The organism is Phycisphaeraceae bacterium (assembly GCA_015709595.1).
Classification (GTDB): Bacteria; Planctomycetota; Phycisphaerae; order Phycisphaerales; family SM1A02; genus CAADGA01.
The window spans coordinates 1555034-1570540 of the sequence record CP054178.1 but is presented as its reverse complement, the minus strand read 5'-3'; the positions used below and the strand labels follow the sequence as shown (position 1 = coordinate 1570540).

13 protein-coding genes are annotated in these 15507 nt (G+C 67.3%); 5 read left to right on the top strand and 8 right to left on the bottom strand.

Annotated elements, in window-relative coordinates:
- Positions 1 to 75: 75 nt before the first annotated feature.
- The gene (gene atpD / locus HRU76_06585) at positions 76 to 1590 is read right to left on the bottom strand and encodes a F0F1 ATP synthase subunit beta (GenBank protein QOJ17259.1); all 1515 of its coding nucleotides are present in this window, start codon (positions 1588 to 1590) and stop codon (positions 76 to 78) included.
- A gap of 559 nt (positions 1591 to 2149) precedes the next feature.
- Between atpD and HRU76_06580 the strand changes: the two genes are divergently transcribed.
- Entirely contained in the window at positions 2150 to 3292 is a 1143-nt protein-coding gene (locus HRU76_06580; GenBank protein QOJ17258.1) for a redoxin domain-containing protein, read from the top strand.
- A gap of 57 nt (positions 3293 to 3349) precedes the next feature.
- On the opposite strand, the gene HRU76_06575 is transcribed toward HRU76_06580, so the two are convergent.
- The 3 genes from HRU76_06575 to HRU76_06565 form a co-directional block, all read right to left on the bottom strand.
- Complete coding sequence (locus tag HRU76_06575; GenBank protein ID QOJ17257.1) at positions 3350 to 6181, bottom strand: serine/threonine protein kinase; 2832 nt, start codon at positions 6179 to 6181, stop codon at positions 3350 to 3352.
- 218 nt (positions 6182 to 6399) lie between these two features.
- Positions 6400 to 6609: a hypothetical protein gene (locus HRU76_06570; protein QOJ17256.1), complete on the bottom strand. Its 210-nt coding sequence runs from the start codon at positions 6607 to 6609 to the stop codon at positions 6400 to 6402.
- A 185-nt stretch (positions 6610 to 6794) separates the two neighbouring features.
- Positions 6795 to 7490 carry an acyltransferase gene (locus HRU76_06565; GenBank protein QOJ17255.1) on the bottom strand — a complete coding sequence of 232 codons (696 nt, stop codon included), beginning with the start codon at positions 7488 to 7490 and terminating at the stop codon, positions 6795 to 6797.
- A 172-nt stretch (positions 7491 to 7662) separates the two neighbouring features.
- On the opposite strand from HRU76_06565, the gene HRU76_06560 reads away from it, so the two are divergent.
- The gene (locus HRU76_06560) at positions 7663 to 8667 is read left to right on the top strand and encodes a glycosyltransferase family 1 protein (protein QOJ17254.1); all 1005 of its coding nucleotides are present in this window, start codon (positions 7663 to 7665) and stop codon (positions 8665 to 8667) included.
- Positions 8668 to 8749: 82 nt separating this feature from the next.
- On the opposite strand, the gene HRU76_06555 is transcribed toward HRU76_06560, so the two are convergent.
- The 4 genes from HRU76_06555 to HRU76_06540 form a co-directional block, all read right to left on the bottom strand.
- Positions 8750 to 9799 carry a response regulator gene (locus tag HRU76_06555; protein ID QOJ17253.1) on the bottom strand — a complete coding sequence of 350 codons (1050 nt, stop codon included), beginning with the start codon at positions 9797 to 9799 and terminating at the stop codon, positions 8750 to 8752.
- Between the two features lie 24 nt (positions 9800 to 9823).
- Entirely contained in the window at positions 9824 to 10267 is a 444-nt protein-coding gene (locus tag HRU76_06550) for a response regulator (GenBank protein ID QOJ17252.1), read from the bottom strand.
- A complete protein-coding gene (locus HRU76_06545; GenBank protein ID QOJ17251.1) occupies positions 10264 to 11664 on the bottom strand; it encodes a PAS domain S-box protein in 1401 nt (466 codons plus the stop codon). Before HRU76_06545 ends, HRU76_06550 begins: the two co-directional genes overlap by 4 nt.
- Positions 11665 to 11818: 154 nt before the next feature.
- A complete protein-coding gene (locus HRU76_06540) occupies positions 11819 to 12676 on the bottom strand; it encodes a HAMP domain-containing histidine kinase (protein QOJ17250.1) in 858 nt (285 codons plus the stop codon).
- Between the two features lie 510 nt (positions 12677 to 13186).
- Between HRU76_06540 and HRU76_06535 the strand changes: the two genes are divergently transcribed.
- The 3 genes from HRU76_06535 (at position 13187) to HRU76_06525 (ending at position 15493) form a co-directional block, all read left to right on the top strand.
- Positions 13187 to 14245 (top strand): ParB/RepB/Spo0J family partition protein, encoded by a 1059-nt coding sequence (locus HRU76_06535; protein ID QOJ17249.1) that lies wholly within the window; start codon positions 13187 to 13189, stop codon positions 14243 to 14245.
- 378 nt (positions 14246 to 14623) lie between these two features.
- Positions 14624 to 15115, top strand: a complete 492-nt coding sequence (locus HRU76_06530) for a hypothetical protein (GenBank protein QOJ17248.1) — start codon at positions 14624 to 14626, stop codon at positions 15113 to 15115.
- 114 nt (positions 15116 to 15229) lie between these two features.
- Positions 15230 to 15493 carry a hypothetical protein gene (locus HRU76_06525; protein QOJ17247.1) on the top strand — a complete coding sequence of 88 codons (264 nt, stop codon included), beginning with the start codon at positions 15230 to 15232 and terminating at the stop codon, positions 15491 to 15493.
- The last annotated feature ends 14 nt before the right edge of the window (positions 15494 to 15507 follow it).

The following is a 15507-nucleotide window of genomic DNA, read 5'->3' as shown; positions in this document are numbered from 1 at the left end:
GTCAACCGTTCCGAAGAAACACAAGGCCCGCGTCCGTGGACGCGGGCCTTGCAGTCGTTGCGATGCGGCGTTTTCTCAGACCTCCGCCTTCATCTTCTCCGCCTTGGCCCGGGCCGCGTCCAGGTTGCCCACGTACATGAAGGCGCCTTCCGGCAGGTCGTCGCCTTCGCCGTTGGCCAGACGCTCGAAGGAGTCGATCGTCTCCTCCAGCGGGGTGTAGATGCCCTTGAAGCCCGTGAACTGCTCGGCGACGAAGAACGGCTGGCTCAGGAAGCGCTCGATCTTGCGGGCGCGGGCCACGGTGAGCTTGTCCTCTTCGCTCAGTTCATCGACGCCCAGGATGGCGATGATGTCCTGCAGGTCGCGGTAGCGCTGCAGAATGCCCTGCACGCGCCGGGCGACGCGGTAGTGACGCTCGCCCAGCACTTCCTGCGACAGAATGCGCGAGCTGGAGGCGATCGGATCGACCGCGGGGTAGATGCCCTTCTCGGCGATCTTGCGCTCCAGCACGACGAACGCGTCCAGGTGGCCGAAGGCCGTGGCCGGCGCGGGGTCGGTCAGGTCGTCGGCGGGCACGTAGATGGCCTGCACCGAGGTGATGGCGCCCTTGCTGGTGGAGGTGATGCGCTCCTGCATCTCGCCCATCTCGGTGGAGAGCGTGGGCTGGTATCCCACGGCGCTGGGCATGCGGCCCAGCAGCGCGGAGACTTCCGAGCCCGCCTGGGTGAAGCGGAAGACGTTGTCGATGAAGATCAGGGTTTCCTTGCCGGAGGCGTCGCGGAACTCCTCGGCCATGGTCAGCCCGGAGAGCCCGACGCGCAGACGCGCGCCCGGCGGCTCGTTCATCTGCCCGAACACCATGGCCACCTTGTCGAGCACGTGGGCGGTGTTGCCGTTCTCGTCGGTGTACTCGGCCTCCTGCATTTCCAGCCAGAGGTCGTTGCCCTCGCGGGTGCGCTCGCCCACGCCGCAGAACACGCTGTAGCCGCCGAACTCGCGGGCCACGCGGGCGATCATTTCCTGGATGATGACGGTCTTGCCGACGCCCGCGCCTCCGAACAGGCCGATCTTGCCGCCGCGAACGAACGGGCAGAGCAGGTCAATGACCTTGATGCCGGTGACGAGGATTTCGGTCTTGGGGTTCAGGTCGGTCAGGGCCGGCGGGGCCTTGTGGATGGGAGCGTGCTTCTTCGCGGTGACGGGTCCGCGCTGGTCGATGGGTTCCCCGAGCAGGTTGAAGACGCGTCCCAGCACTTCTTCACCCACGGGCACCTGAACCGGCGATCCGGTGTCGGTGCAGTCGTCGCCACGGCGCAGGCCGTCGGTCGAGCCGAGGGCCACGCAGCGCACCTGTCCGCCGCCCAGGTGCTTGGCGACCTCACCGACGAGGCGGACCTTCTGGCCGCGCACATCGATGTGGCATTCCACGGCGTTGTAGATTTCGGGCAGGTCGCTCTCGGGGAACTGGGCGTCGAAGGTGGAGCCGATGACCTGAATGATCGTGCCGGTGGTGGGCATGGCGGGAACTCTGGGACAGAGGACTGGGACCGAGGTCAGGACAACTGCACCCGTGAAATCGGGTGGACACATCGAGTCCGACTTCGTGACTTTCTTCACGAAGACCGGGCCAAGAGGATAGGCCCAACCAGCCCCAAGGCCAAGATCGAACGGCGCACAATCGAACCCGATCCGGAACACCCCGACTGAATCCCGCTCAGACATGGAGAGCAGCGGAGCCGATGAGGAAGCACCCTCACTCCGAAACCACCCGAGGCGGAGAGTGGAGAAATGGCCGCTCGATTGCCCATGATGAATGTGAAACAAAAACCCGCCGGCGGCGTTGATATCTGCTGGAGTGCGTGACGGATATCCTTGAGGGACATCGCGTCACAATGGTTTGCCTGCCGCACGCCCCGCCTGTTCGCATTCATGGCGGCAACCGCGCGGGATCAGGAGACGCGGATCACCGAGTCACCCGGCCTCTGTTCTCATCCGTTTGGGACTTTGATCGTCTTGTTCGCTCCGTCCGGCTGCTCGATTCGATCCGCGTCTCCCGGTTCCGCGTGTTCGCGCCCACGCCCTCGCGTCCTCCACTCCCCCACCACTTCGTTCCTTTCATTCCCCGCTGCTCACCACGGGAACTCACTCCATGACCTCACGAATCCCGGTTCTGTCGCTGCTGCCCGCCGCACTGGTCGCGTCTTGTCTGGCCGCGGCGCCGTTCGCGCAGGACGACAAGAAGTCCGAAGTGAATCCGCGGTGGCTGGAGAAAATGGACAATCTGGATCGGAGTCTGCTCGATGAAAACATCGGCTACGCCGCGCCTGAGATGCCCACCGGGCTGGAGTGGAAGGAAACCGACAAGCCCCTGTCGTGGGAAGGCCTTCGAGGCAAGGTGGTCGTGGTGCAGTCGTGGACGACGAAGGACAGCCCCGGCCGAGCCGCCATCGAGCGGGCGGAGAACGTGCTCAAACCCTTCGGCGAGCAGGTGGTGGTCATCGGGCTGCATACGCCTGACGGCGCGGATGCCGCGGAGAAGTTCCTCAAGCAGCGCGAAATGACCATGCCGATCATCCTCGACCGCGAGGGCAAGTTCTGCGACGAGTTCGGTTTCTTCCGGAAGCCCGCCAACGTGGTGATCGACAGGCATGGCATCATCCGTTACGCCGGGCTGAACCCCAACGGCCTGCGCGAGGCGGTGAAGGGGTTGATTGATGAAGCATTCGACCCGGAGAAGAAGGGCGAGCCGCGCCCGGCGCCGGAGTTGAAGGACACGTCCGACATCGAGTGGCCCCCTCACAACACTGGGCGACTGAGCGCCGCCAACGTCCAGGGCAAGAAGGGACCAGCCCTGTTCGCCGAGACGTGGGTGAGCGCGCAACCAGACCTCACGGGCAAGGTGGTGATCATCGACTTCTCGGCCACGTGGTGCCCCCCCTGCCGCGCGTCCTTCCCGCACATGAGCCAGTTGCAGGAGAAATTCCGCGGCTCACTGGAGATCATCGCCATCACCAACGAGACGCCGCAGGCCTTCCGCGACGGGCTGACGAAGTACAACATCGCCCCGGCGTCGATCAAGTTCAGCGTCGCCAGCGACCCCGCCACCCGCACCATGAAGGCCGTGAACGGCAACGCCTGGCCGCACGCCCTCGTCCTCAGCGCCGACTGGGTCGTCCGCTGGCAGGGCCACCCGGCGGAACTCAACGAGCAGACGCTGCGCCAGATCATCGCGGCCAACAGTTCCATGGCGGGAACCACGCTCTCCCGCTACCGTTGGAGCGGAGGGAAGTGAGAAACGTCTATCGGCTGCCGGGTATGTGAGATCGTCGATCGGCTGACTGACGGTGATTCACCGTGCCTGTTCGACGCCGGAGCGGTCGCGCCATGACGCCGCCTTGGCGTCATGCCCCTGTCCGGGATCAGCCGCGTGCCACGACTCGTAGAGATCGCTCAGCGCCTTCGCGCACTCCTGCCGGTCCCGCAATGACGCCCCGGGGGCCGATTCGAGCAACTGCTGGGCCTCGAGCAGCCGGGTTTCGGCGGCCTGATAGCCGGCGCTGTCCGAGGCAAGCCCGGCGCGGGCCTTGCCGAGATACAGCAGCACCGACACCAGCCGCCGCGCATTGCCTCCTGTGAAGACGTCGCGCGCCCGCGGCTCGATCGGCTCCAGGACCGCCAGGGCCTCGGCGAAGCGCCGCTGCGTCACCCGCAGCCCGCCCAGGTTGATGGCGGACATCAACGTGTTGGGGTGCCCCTCACCCAGCGTCGCACGACGCTTGCTCAGCGCTTCGACCAGCAGCGGATCGGCTTCATCCAGGCGCCCCATCACCACCAGCAGCCCGCCCAGGTTGTTCATCGACCACAGCGTGTCGGGATGCTCAGGCCCGAGCGTGCGTCGGCGCACGTCCAGCGCCTCGCGCCAGTAGGGCTCCGCCTCATCGTTCTTCCCCTGCATCTGCAGCAGGTACCCCATGTTGTTGATGGAGTTGAGCGTGTCGGGGTGGGCCTCGCCCAGCGTGCGGCGTCGGATCTCCAGCGTCTCGCGCCAGAACGGCTCCGCCTCGGCCAGCTTGTTCTGCGCCTGAAGGAGATAGCCCACGTTGTTCAGCGCCACCAGCGTGTTCGGATGTTCCGGCCCGAGCACGCGGCGGTACTTCTCCAGCGCCTCGCGGTAATGCGCCTCCGCCTCATCGAACTTGCCCTGCTGCTGCAGCACGAAGCCCATGTTGTTGATGGAGAGCAGTGTTTCGGGATGCTCCTCACCCAGCACGCGGCGATGTCCGGCCAGCGCATCGCGCAGATACTGCTCGGCCGCCTCGGGCTTGCCCATCTCCCACAGGAGCGCGCCCAGCTTTCCGACCGCGGTGATGGTGTCCGGGTGATCCGGGCCCTGCACGCGCCGATACCGCTCCAGCGAATCCCGGTAGACCGCCTCGGCTTCCGCCAACCGCCCGCTGACGTGGTGAAGCGTCCCCAGCGTGTTGAGCGATTCCAGCGTGTCGGGATGATCCTCGCCCAGCACGCGACGGCGCGTGTCGAGCGCGGCCTGAAGCAGGGCCGTGGCCTCGACGTACATGCCGAACCCGTGATACCGCTCCGCCAGCGCCTGCTGAAGACGGGCGGCGACCGCGGGCTGATCCGCGAACCGGGCCGTGATCGCCGCCGCCGCGGGCTTGAGTATGACGCCGTCGATCAGCGTGCGCGCGGCGTCGGTGGCGTTGATGTTGGCCCACTGCGACGTGAACGCCTGCATCGCGGCGTCCCGTGCGCCATCGTCCGCACCGGCCTTCCGCAGCGACTCCGCAAGCCGCGCCGCCACATCGGCGGAGAGCATCCGACCGGCCTCGGTGGGGTCCACCTGCGCCAGCATGTCGGCCTGGAAGTCGGCCACGAGCTGCAGTTCATCGGCGCGCTGCTTGGCCTCGGCCTCGGCGAGCACGGCCCGATCGCGCTGGCGATCTGCCGAGGCCTGCGCTTCGACGGCCTTGTCACGCTGTTCGCGTGCCACCTGCGCCTGCCAGGCGAACGCGCCCGCCCCCAGCAGCAGCGCGACCGCCACCGCGCTCACGGCCCCCGCCATCACCCGGTTTCGGCGGACGAACTTGCGGAACTGATACGACCGGCTGGGCGGCACCGCCTGCACCGCGTCGCCCGCCAGGTATCGGCGCACGTCCTGCGCCAGCGCGCTGGCGGTGTCGTAGCGGCGGGCCCGATCCTTCTCCATCGCGGTCATCACGATCCAGTCCAGCTCGCCCCGCACGATCGAGCCGATGCGGGTCGGCTCCGCCTGCCGCTGCGAGGCGACCGTGGCCAGCGTCGCGGTGTTCGAACTGAGCCGCGTGCTGGGACGGGGCGGCTCCACCTCGCGGATGATGCGCAGAATCTCGGCGAAGCCGGCCGAACGCAGCTCGCGCCCGCTGAAGGGCGTGGTGCCCGTGAGCAGCTCGTAGAGCAGCACACCCAGGGAGTACACATCGGTGCGCGTGTCGATGTCCTGGCTTCCCTCGGCCTGCTCCGGGCTCATGTACTCGGGCGTGCCGATGAACTGCCGGTGCTCGGTGAAGAGCGTCTTCTCGGTGAGCTTGCTGACCGTGGCCTTGGCCACGCCGAAGTCGATCACCTTGGCCGTCAGACGCCCGTCGCGCGAGGCCACGAGGATGTTCGATGGCTTGATGTCGCGGTGGATGATGGCCTTGGTGTGGGCGTGCTGCACCGCCTCGCACACCTGGATGAACAGGTCCAGACGCTGCTCGATGGTGAGCCGGTTGCGGTCGCAGTACGCGTCGATCGGTTCGCCGGGGCAGAACTCCATCACGAAGTAGGGTCGGCCCGACTCCGTGGCGCCGGCGTCGAACACCTTGGCGATGTTGGGGTGGTCCATCAGCGCCAGGGCCTGGCGCTCCTGCTCGAAGCGGGCCACCACCTGCCGGGTGTCCATCCCCAGCTTGATGATCTTGAGCGCCACCCGACGCGCCACCGGGCGCTCCTGCTCCGCCAGGAACACCACGCCGAACCCCCCCTCGCCGATCTGACTGAGAATCCGGTACGGTCCGATGCGGCTGCCCGGCCCCTCGCGCACCGGCGCCGCGGCGGGAGGCGGCATGTCCGCCGTTACGTCGCCAGCGGGCGATGACGGCAGATCGGCGGTGGGTTGGCTGTGGTCGGACCTGTCACTGTTCATGCGTCCCTCGCGTGCGATGCAACCCGCACTCGCCCGTCTCGCAACGTCCGTACGGCGCCAGAGCCGCCCGGCACGTCTGGGCGGCCCGTGTCGTCAGGGCCTCCACTGCGAAGTCACGCTTGAGAACCGGCGTCGTCCCGCCCGTTCTCCAGGGGCGGCATCGCATGGCTGACGCCTCCCATCGTATCACATCCGTCGCCGACGGTTCGCGGAACGACTCACCGCCGCTTCGGCCGAACACGGAGCCGGGGCAGGAGCAACGCGATGATCGCCGCCAGCGAACCCGACCCGACAACGCCGTAACCGATCCGCCACGCCCACATGTTGCCCGAATCGCCGGGCTCGAACGTGGCGAGAAACCCGACCGCGCAGAAGGCGATGATGGTCACGTGGAGCATGGCGATGAGCCAGAAAGAAATACGTCTCATGGTGTCGCGGGTACCGGGTACCGGGTGCTGGGTCCGGGAATCCCGACCTGGTGGACCGATGCTTCGAACTCCACCGCTGTCGTGTCTGGGCGCTGAGAATCGTCGCGGCGGGCTTCGAGCCATGAACTCGTCCGGCAAGCCGATCCACCGGATTCCGTCCCCTCTCTCCTGTCTCCTTCCCCCCGTCATCCGTGCTCATCGGTGGACTGACCTCGCTCTCCTCGGCGGCGGATGACCATCGGGTTGCCCATCCCCATGGCGCCGGCGGGCACATCGCGCGACACCACCGTGCCGGGGGCGATGGAGGCCCCGTCGCCGATGGTCACGCCGGGGGCGATGAGGCACTTCGCCCCGATCATCACGTTGCTGCCGATGGTCACCGGGCGGAGGCGCTGACGGGTGAGGGTGAACATGTGGACGAAGATGGCGCTGTCGAACCCCACCAGCACGTTGTCGCCGAACGAGATCATCGACGGGTCGTACGGGTCAAGGAACACGCCGTAGGCCAAACCCACATCGCGCCCCATGCGCACCCCCAGGAGCCGCCGGGTCAGTGCGCTCTTGAATCGTGTGCCCGGCAGCTTCGACAGCGCCTTGACGACGACGTGTCGCCAGGCGATGCGCGAGCGCGACACCACGCGACCCGCGTTGAGCATGCCGTGACCCGCCCCGCGGATATCCAGCCCGCCATCCGCCCCCGGATTCCCGGCCTCCGGATTGCCGGCCCGGCCCGCCGTCACCTCCTCCAGCAAGGCGAAGGACGCCTCCAGCCCCGACTGGTCCGCCCGAAGGGCCTGCCCCCCGACGCCGCCGCCGATCGGGGCGCCCAGGTCGATCGCTGACATCCGCATCATCTGGCCGTGCTCGGTTGAAAGTCGCATGGTGGTTCTCCGTATGAGTTAGTGTATCCTAACATACTCGCCGGACCTGTCAAGCCCCGACATCAACTTTTTTCACAGTCCCAACGCCGCGCCCATGAAGCCCGAACCGACCCGTCACAGCCCCCGATCATGATCCATGGCGGAGAAACCCGCCTGACCACCCGGAGCCCCCATGCGAATCGCCCTCATCACCGATGCGTGGAAACCCCAGATCAACGGCGTCGTCACCACGCTGGAGCAGGTGACGACCCTTCTCCGGCAACAGGGTCACGAACTGCTCATTGTTCATCCGGGTCAGTTTCGGACCTTTCCGCTGCCCAGGTATCCCGAGATCCGCCTGGCGATTGCACCGGCGCGACGTCTCAAGCAGCAACTGACCGATTTCGCTCCCGACGCCATCCACATCGCCACGGAAGGCACGCTGGGCTTCGCCGCCCGTCGGTTCTGTCTGAGGCGGCGCTGGCGCTTCACCACGTCCTACCACACGCAGTACGCCCAGTACGGGCGGCAGTATTTCCGCATCCCGACGCGCTGGTCGTACGCGGTGCTGCGGCGGTTCCACAACGCCGCGACCCGCATGCTGGTGCCCACGCCCAGCGTGCAGCGCGAGTTGCGGAGCCGCGGCTTCACCAACGCGGTGGTCTGGACGCGAGGCGTGGACACCGAGCGCTTCCGACCTGCCGCGGAGAAGAACCTCTACCACCGCCCGCGCCCCATCTTTCTCTTCTGCGGTCGCGTGGCGCGGGAGAAGAACATCGAGGCCTTCCTGCACGCCGATCTGCCCGGCACGAAGGTCGTCATCGGCGACGGTCCGGCCATGGCCTCACTCCGGCCGCGCCATCCTCATGTCGTCTTCACCGGCTTCCAGACCGGCGACGATCTGGCCCGTCACATGGCCGCGGGTGATGTCTTCGTCTTCCCGTCGCGCACCGACACCTTCGGCGTGGTCATGCTCGAAGCCATGGCGTGCGGCCTGCCGGTGGCGGCGTACCCCGTGACCGGCCCCATCGACGTGGTGCGTCCCGGGGTGACCGGCGTGCTGCACGAGGACATCGCCATCGCCGCCATGCAGGCCCTCCTGCTCGATCCACGCGACTGCCGCGCCCAGGCGCTGGAGTGTTCGTGGGACCGATGTGCTGCGATGTTCCTCGACAACCTCGTTCCCCGGGCGGCGTGACCGACCAATCAGGCCGCGAGCCGAGCGACTCGCGGAGCAAGCCGCCCGCTCCGTGAGGTCCGCGGCGCACCGGGGCTTCGCCTCACTCGCCCGCGGCGGAGGCGGTCGGCGCCGCGGCGGACTCCGCCGCCAGCGGAAACGACAGTTCATGATCCGCCCCCTGCGGCGGCCAGCGGAACCGGATCTCGCCCCGCAGGTCGGAGCGCACCACCCCCGCGATCAGCTGCGTGCCGTTGCCCGGCTCGTGGGGCGTGGAGGGCGCCGGCCCCCCCCGCTCCGTCCAGCGCAGGCGCAGCATGGCATGTCCCTTGTCGTCCTCCGCAAGGCGGCAGGCGATGTCGATGCCCCCGTCCTGGGTGCTCAACGCGCCATGCTTCTGCGCGTTGGTGAAGCACTCGTGGAGCACGATCGCCAGCGACGCCACCTGCGAGGTGGGAACGAGCGGGTCATCGCCGGTCACGCTCACGCATCGCTCCGCCCCGGGAGGACGCACCAGCTCCACGACGCGTGAGACCGGCAGCGCGCTGTACCGACCCGCGGAGAGCAGCCCGTGCACGTCGGCCATGACGCGGATGCGCCCCCCGATCGACTCGGCGAAGGCGCCCACGTCGCGCGTGGTGCGGCGCGTCATGTCCACCAGGGAAAGCAGCGACGCCAGGTTGTTGCGCACGCGGTGATCGAGCTCCAGCCGCAGCAGCCGTTCGATTTCAGCCATGCGGCGCAGGGCGTCCACGTTGGCGCGCTGGGCGTCGCGCAGGCGCTTCTGCTCCAGGGCCTGCTTCACCGCGACGCCCAGGCGGGTCAGGCGGTCCTTGATGAGATAGTCCGCCGCCCCCCGCTTCATCATGTCCACCGCCACTTCCTCGCTGATGCTGCCGGTGATGACGATGAAGGGAATGTCGTCCCCCCGTTGGCGCAGCAGCTCCAGGGCGCGCCGCGCCGTGAACTGCGGCAGGTTGTAGTCGGCCAGGATGATCTGCGGAGCCCAATCCAGCGCCGCGCCGAACCCCTTCTCGTCATCCACGCGCCGGTGTTCGAAGCGCAGACCCTCGCGCTTCAGTTCATGAAGCACCAGCTCCTCGTCCTCCGGGCGATCCTCCACGATCAGGATGCGCAGCGGCTGACTCGTCATGATCCCGCGCTCCCCGCGAATCGGTCACCGATGCGCCAGCACCGGCGCCTGGTTGATCAGCATCCAGTACATTCCCACCTGCGACACCGCGTGCGTGAACTGCTCGAAGTCCACCGGCTTGACGATGTAACTGTTGGCTCCGAGACGATAGGCCTCGGCGATGTCCCGGTCCTCGCGCGAGGATGTCAGCACCACCACCGGAATCCGGCGTGAGATCTCGTCGCTCTTGATCCGGGCCAGCACCTCCAGCCCGCTCAGCTTGGGCAGTTTCAGGTCGAGCAGCACCAGCCGCAGGTGAGGCGGCGGGCCGCTCGACCCGTTCAGCAGCATCGTCACCGCCTCCTCGCCGTCGCGGGCCACCTGGATGCGGTTGGTCACCCGGCCCTTGCGCAGCGCGTGAAGCGTCAGCTCCAGGTCGGACGGATTGTCCTCCACCAGCACGATTTCCACCTCGTCCGACTGGTTCATGGCTGATGCTCTCCGTGAATGGTGAAGAAGACCGTGGTTCCCTGATCGATCGCCGACTCGATCCACACGCGGCCGCCGTGCCGCTCGACGATGCGGCGCACGATCGCCAGCCCCACGCCGGTGCCCTCGAACTCGTCGGCGCGATGCAGTCGCTGAAAGACGCCGAACACCTTGTCAACATATCGCATGTCGAAGCCCACGCCGTTGTCGCGCACAAAATACACCGTCTCGCCGCCGCGATCCATCGAGCCCGCCTCGATTCGCGCCGGACGGCGCGGACGGCTGTACTTGTACGCATTGGAGAACAGGTTGAGATACACCTGTTTCAGCAGCGCCCCGTCGCCGCGCGCGCCGGGCATGTCGGCGATGGTCAAGGCCACGTCGCGGACGGGCTCGGCGCGCGAGACCGTTTCGGCGGCGTCGCGGGCCAGCGCCGTCATCGAGACGGGGCCGATCGTCATCGACTGACGCCCCAGCCGCGACAGCGACAGCAGGTCGTCGATCAGGGCGCCCATCTGCGAGGCGTTGTCGCACACCATCGACAGGTATCGACGGGCCTCGTCGGGGAGCGACGCGGCGTAATCGTCCAGCAGCACGCGCGACAGCCCGCTCATGGCGCGCAGGGGCGCCCGCAGGTCGTGCGACACCGAGTACGTAAAGGACTCGAGCTCCTCGTTGGCCGCCCGCAGCTCCGCGGTCCGCTCCTCGACCCGCTTCTCCAGCGAGGCGTTGAGACGACGGATCTCATCCTCGGCGCGCTTGCGCTCGGAAATGTCGCGCACGATGACCTGCAGCCCCGTCCGTCCCTCGAACTCGCACAGCACGGCCGACGTCTCCACCGTCACCAGCGATCCGTCCAGCCGAAGGATGTCTTGCTCGAGCGGCTTCGTCGGTCGCCCGCTGTCAAGAATGGATCGCATGCGTTCGCGGATGATCTCATGCCGGTCCGGATGCACGATGCTCCAGAACGGCCGCCCCAGCAGCGCGGCGCGGTTCGGGGCGCCGAGCGTCTGCGCCAGCGCCTCGTTGATGTAGACGATGCGCTCGTCCACGGAGACGAAGATGCCCACCGGCGCGTGTTCAACCAGGGAACGATGCACGCGCTCCGCCTCGAGGCGCGCCTCGAACTCACGCTCCATCCGTCCCGCCCAGCGCCACAGAATGAACCCGAGCAGCAGCGCCGTGGCGCTGACGAACGCCCAGCCCTTGTACATCTGAATGATCGTCACCCGCGCCGGATCGTTCGTCATCATGCCGACGATCTGGTCCGACACCAGGATCCAGATCACCGCCACCGCGAAGTAGCCGAGGGCGACCAGCAGCGCCGCGTAACGCGCTCGCGGCGGCCACCACGACGCGGCAGGCGGTGGACCGAGAGATGGTCGCTGATTCGTCATCGGCCGTGCCTCCGGCGCGTCCGCGGGCTGACGCGATCACAGTCCGGCCGTCGAGTCCGGAAGAGGCACGCGCCCCGCAGCACGCACCGACCGTTCATTCATTATGCGGAATTCCGGGCGCGCCGTCCATCGACGATCGGGGTTGACTGTTGATTCATCCGGCCCGCCGCAGGCGCCCCCGCGCCCCCGCCGGGAGCGTCATGGCGAACGTCGCCCCCCCGCCATGCGTGGGCGCGGCGCGGATCGAGCCCCCCCGCTCCTCCACCAGGCGCCGGCAGATGTGCAACCCAAGGCCAGCGCCGCCTTCGGTCACCCTTCCATCATGGTCCGACGCGCCGCGTGCGAACGGCTGGAACAGGCGTTCGATCATCCCGTCGGAAATGCCGGGGCCGTTGTCGATGACGCGCACTTCGACCCGGTTGTCGGCGGCGGGGTTTCCGGCGATGCGGATCCAGCGAGATCCACGCCTGGCGTTCGCCGCCGCGCCGTCGCGGTGGGCGCGCAGCGCGTTGAGCAGCAGGTTGAGCAGCACCTGCTGCAGTTGCACCCCCCCCATCGCCACGGTCAGACCGGCGGGCAGATCGAGCGTCACCGTCACCCCGCTCTTGCTGATGTCGCTCGCCAGCAGGGACAGAGCGGCCTCGGCCGTGACGCGCACGTCGCATTCCACCGGACCATCCGGCTCACGAGACGCGCCGAACTCCAGCGTCGATTCCAGCACCCGCGAGGCGCTCTCCACCCCGTGAATGGTCTTCTCCAACGCGCGCAGACAGAGATTCGCATCATCCGGGCGCGAGCGCGCCAGCTGGGCGTATCCCAGCACCGGCGTCAGCAGATTGCGCAACTCGTGAGCGATGGTGGCGGCGAGCAGCCCCAGCGTCGCCAGACGCGACGATTCGTCCAGCTCGCGATTGAGACGATCCACCTCGCGCTGCAACGTCTCGATGCGATCCACGATCGCTTCGGGCGTGATGATGGATGTCTCGTCGCACATGGCAGTGGCGCACCGCACGGACTGGATTCGGCGAATCGGTGACACGTGTATCGGTCGGGATTCAACGGATGATGAGTTCATCCCGCGAGCGCCAGATCGGACGTTGAATGGTTATAGGACGTTACTGGCGCGGGAGAATCATCGAACGACCCCATTTCCCGCCGGGAAAGGTCCTGAGGTCACTCACGCGTGTTCCACGTGGAACACCGTGAACCATCATCACGAGCCCCTTCGTTGCTCATGGATGCGCCCAGGGCATCGCCGAACGCGGGCAGCGCGCGGATGGTCGAACCTACCGAACACGAAGTGCTGCCCGTTGGTCCGGGCCGATGGTCGGGCGGCGATTGATCCGTTCCGCAGCCGCTTCAGGAACGCCAGACGATTGGACATGTGGAAAGTTCCACGTGGAACCTCCTGATGGACCGATATCATCCGGCCCATTCCGCCGCACGATCGAAAGGATCGACCATGACCGACCCGGTGCAACTGGCCAAGCGACGACGCCTCGGCAGGGGACTCGGATCACTGATGTCAACACCCGTCCCGATTGATCGCACCGGCGATGACGGCCGAACGATCGAGGTGAAACGCCCCGTCGGGGAAGGCGAACCGTCCAGGCGGCTCGATCCCGTCGCGATGCCTGATCCGCAGACCGGAGACATCGGTTCCGAGTCATCCGGCAACGCCGTTCAGACGGATCCAGCCAGATCGGCGTTGGGCGATGCACCTTCATTCACGCCCCGTGAAGGCGGGCTCCAGCCGGCGACCGATGAGGCCCGCATTGCGTATCTGCCGCTGGGGTGCATCGTTCCCAATCCGAGTCAGCCGAGGCAGCACTTTGATGAGTCGGCGCTGGAGGCCCTCGCATCGTCGATTCGATCGGCGGGCGTGATGCAGCCCATCGTGGTGCGACCCGAACGAGGTGGACGGTACACGCTGATCGCGGGTGAACGTCGCTGGCGCGCCGCCGGTCGCGCTGGTCTGGCGACCATTCCGGCGGTGGTGCGCGACGTGGATGACCAAGTCGCGGCGGAGTGGGCGCTCATCGAGAACCTGCAGCGCGAGGATCTGAACCCGCTGGAGAAGGCGGAGGCGTTTCGAGCCCTGGCCGACACCTTCGGGCTCACGCACGCGGAGATCGCCGAGCGCGTGGGGTTGGATCGGTCAAGTGTTTCTAACTTTCTTCGTCTCAATGAGTTAGACGATTTTTGCCGCGACGCGCTGCGCGCGGGAACCCTGATGATGGGTCATGCCAAGGCGCTGCTGGGCATCGAGCAACCCGACGTCCGCGCCCGCGTGGCCCGGCTGGCGGTTCGGCATGGGTGGTCGGTACGCGAGACGGAGCGGCAAGTCGTTCAGCACCTCGCGGTGTCGACGCCGCCGGCGACGCACGACCCGGTCAAGCCCGCCGCGACGACCAATCGTCACCTGGCGGACCTGGAAGCGCGGCTCAGCCGTCACCTGGGTACGCGCGTCCGCATTCAGCCCAGTCGGCGCAAGGGGCGCGGCAAGCTCATCATCGACTTCTACTCTCTGGACGAGTTCGACGGGCTGATGCAGCGCCTCGGATTTGACGGTGGAGAATGAGACCGACGGCCTGGTTCTGTTCCTGTCCGTTGGGGCGATGCGAGCGGCGTCGGGTGACGAAGCGATGAGGAAACCTCGCCGTGCTGCGGTTGCGGACGACGGGCCTCGTCTCAGCACAACAACGCCCCGATCAGCGCCGCATCGCGTTATCGCCCCCGCGCGTCCTGGAAGTCATGCGTCACGCCTTCCTTGCAACGACGCCGGCGCGGACGACGCCGGTCGAATGAGGCCCTTGGCGGAGCATGTCTCGACGTGCGTGAATCAACTGATTTGGCGCAACCCCTGCGCACCACTATCATCTTACGAGTTCCCCGGCGGGCCGATCGGGCGGCGTCCCGAGCAACGACCTGCGTACACCCATTTTGAAGGACCGTGTTCATGGCGAAGAAACGTTCAAACGTGCCCGGCGGCGTGCCCAAGCGGCGAGGCCGACGCAGCAAGCTGTCCGCAATCCCCACCTTCGCTCTGCAGGCCGAACTGAAGCGGCGCGCTTCATCGGTGTCGATGCTGCAGAAGCATCGCGACGCGCTGGCGGCGCAGCTGGCGTCGGTGGAGGCGGAACTGTCGGTGCTGACGGGCGACTCGTTCGCGGCGGCGCCGGCCGCGGCAGCACCCAGGCGGCGCGGCGGGCGCCGCAAGGGCGGCGGGGGTCGCGGGGGACGACGGCGCGAAGGCAGTCTCGCCATGACGCTTCACAAGATTCTCCAGGGCAAGAGCATGTCGGTCACCGAGGCCGTGGAGGCCATCAAGGCCGCCGGGTACGCCTCGGACAGCCCCAATCTGCGCGTCATGGCCAATCAGCAGCTCATCTCCAAGAAGAACAGCGACCTCTTCCGTCGCGTGAAGCGGGGCGTGTACACCGCCCGCTGACCGGCTTGTCATCCGAGTCGAACATGAGCAGTCCCGTCCCGTTCCGGGCGGGACTGTTCGTTTTTTGCCGACCTTGGCGCAAAGTCATGCCCTGCACGCGCCGATAAGTCGGACATGACGCCGTCCCCCACGCCGCCAGCCGTCTCCGCCTCGTCTTCTCCGCCGCACCGTGAGGACGCTGATGCACAAGGAATCGGCGCGTTCCTGCCGATGTACGACGTGAACGATCCCGTGCTGCGCGAGGCGCGGCGGATGTATCAGCGCGTCCTGACGGGATGGGCATCGGATGTGCTGATGCTCCGTCGAACGGGCGCCCTCTCGCCCCGCTGGAGCGCCGCACGCGCCGGTCGTGCGCCGCGCGGGCGCGGATCGTCGTAACCACCGCAAGGATC

Coding starts and splice junctions, on each gene's coding strand:
- atpD (QOJ17259.1), bottom strand. CDS start 1,590: ATGTGTCCACCCGATTTCACGGGTGCAGTTGTCCTGACCTCGGTCCCA.
- HRU76_06580 (QOJ17258.1), top strand. CDS start 2,150: ATGACCTCACGAATCCCGGTTCTGTCGCTGCTGCCCGCCGCACTGGTC.
- HRU76_06575 (QOJ17257.1), bottom strand. CDS start 6,181: ATGAACAGTGACAGGTCCGACCACAGCCAACCCACCGCCGATCTGCCG.
- HRU76_06570 (QOJ17256.1), bottom strand. CDS start 6,609: ATGAGACGTATTTCTTTCTGGCTCATCGCCATGCTCCACGTGACCATC.
- HRU76_06565 (QOJ17255.1), bottom strand. CDS start 7,490: ATGCGACTTTCAACCGAGCACGGCCAGATGATGCGGATGTCAGCGATC.
- HRU76_06560 (QOJ17254.1), top strand. CDS start 7,663: ATGCGAATCGCCCTCATCACCGATGCGTGGAAACCCCAGATCAACGGC.
- HRU76_06555 (QOJ17253.1), bottom strand. CDS start 9,799: ATGACGAGTCAGCCGCTGCGCATCCTGATCGTGGAGGATCGCCCGGAG.
- HRU76_06550 (QOJ17252.1), bottom strand. CDS start 10,267: ATGAACCAGTCGGACGAGGTGGAAATCGTGCTGGTGGAGGACAATCCG.
- HRU76_06545 (QOJ17251.1), bottom strand. CDS start 11,664: ATGACGAATCAGCGACCATCTCTCGGTCCACCGCCTGCCGCGTCGTGG.
- HRU76_06535 (QOJ17249.1), top strand. CDS start 13,187: ATGTCAACACCCGTCCCGATTGATCGCACCGGCGATGACGGCCGAACG.
- HRU76_06530 (QOJ17248.1), top strand. CDS start 14,624: ATGGCGAAGAAACGTTCAAACGTGCCCGGCGGCGTGCCCAAGCGGCGA.
- HRU76_06525 (QOJ17247.1), top strand. CDS start 15,230: ATGACGCCGTCCCCCACGCCGCCAGCCGTCTCCGCCTCGTCTTCTCCG.